Raw genomic sequence first — 1,321 nt, forward strand, 5'->3', positions numbered from 1 at the left:
GCCGAAAAAGTCCCTGATTTGCCTTCGCTGACGGCTGCGGTGGAGCGTGCGCGCTCTTCCGATCGTACCACGGTGATCGTGATCGACACCGACCCGGCCCCCACGACGACCGATGGGGGCGCCTGGTGGGATGTGGCCGTGCCGGAAATATCGGAGCGCGCGCAGGTCACGAAGGCACGCGAGGGCTATGAGCGCAAGCGTGGCACGCAGCGCATCGGCAACTAGAACAATCTGGCGAATTCCCCTGTTTCAGGAGGCAGAAATGACCATCAAGATCGGCGCCAACCCCATCATCTGGTCGAATGACGACATGCAGTCGGTGGGGGCGACCACCACGCTCGAAATGTGTCTCGACCAGGCCCGGAAGGCCGGCATCCAGGGCATGGAACTGGGGCATAAATTCCCCCAGACCGTGTCCGGGATGAAGGCCGCGCTCGAACCGTTCGGTATGGAATTCATCTCTGGCTGGTGGTCCACCGAACTGCTCACCCGCAGCGCAGATGACGAAATCGCCGCGCTCAAGCCGCGCCTCGAATTGCTCAAGGGCATGGGCTGCAAGGTCTGCATCGCCGCCGAAACCTCCAATGCCATTCATGGCCAGATCGACACGCCCCTCTCGGCACGTCCCTACCTTCAGCCCGGGGAATGGGCCGAATTCGCAAGGCGCATGACGGTGGTGGCCAGTTTCCTGGCCGATCATGGCATCGACCTCGTTTACCACCATCACATGGGCACGGTCGTGCAGTCGCGTGAGGACATTGCGCGTTTCATGGATCTGACAGGTCCCTCGGTGAAGCTGCTGCTCGATACCGGCCATGCCCTCTGGGGCGGCTCGGACCCTGCCGAACTGGCACGCTCCTATCGTGAGCGTATCGGGCATGTTCATGGCAAGGATATCCGTCCGTTCAAGCGCGCCCAGGCCGATGTGTACGACTGGAGCTTCCTGCGCAGCGTGCTGTCGGGCGTTTTCACCGTGCCTGGCGATGGCTGCATCGATTATGCCCGGGTAATGCGCGAATTGCCGGATTACGCAGGCTGGATCGTGCTGGAAGCCGAGCAGGACCCCGAACTCGCCAATCCGCTCGTCTATGCCCGTATGGGTCGCAATTATCTGATGGATACGCTGATTGCGACCGGCCATATCAAAGGGGCTGCGTCATGAGTTCAAAGCTTCTGGTTCATTCGCATCAGCGCGATGACTCAAAACGCACCGTCTCCGTCACGCCGGAGAGCGCCGGTTGGGGCTATATCGGTTTCAATGTGCGCGCACTCGAGGCAGGAGAACACGTATCTGATCGTACCGGGCCGAATGAGGWGATGC

Annotated in this window: 2 protein-coding genes and 1 pseudogene; all 3 read left to right on the plus strand. The window is 61.1% G+C overall.

Annotation, left to right across the window (positions count from 1 at the left end; genetic code table 11):
* Positions 1-225: pseudogene (locus C0V97_RS17960) on the plus strand (3D-(3,5/4)-trihydroxycyclohexane-1,2-dione acylhydrolase (decyclizing)); the annotation flags it as partial.
* 37 nt (positions 226-262) lie between these two features.
* Positions 263-1,162 (plus strand): myo-inosose-2 dehydratase, encoded by a 900-nt coding sequence (gene iolE, locus C0V97_RS17965; RefSeq protein ID WP_127103304.1) that lies wholly within the window; start codon positions 263-265, stop codon positions 1,160-1,162.
* Positions 1,159-1,321, plus strand: a 163-nt coding sequence (locus C0V97_RS17970) for a 5-deoxy-glucuronate isomerase (protein WP_148114984.1), incomplete at its 3' end; no start/stop codon positions are given. The genes iolE and C0V97_RS17970, both read left to right, overlap by 4 nt.

This window comes from Asaia sp. W19, from assembly GCF_003994335.1.
Taxonomy (GTDB): Bacteria; Pseudomonadota; Alphaproteobacteria; order Acetobacterales; family Acetobacteraceae; genus Asaia.

What these genes read in the sequence shown, in the direction of transcription:
- iolE (WP_127103304.1), top strand. Translation starts at nt 263, where the DNA reads ATGACCATCAAGATCGGCGCCAACCCCATCATCTGGTCGAATGACGAC.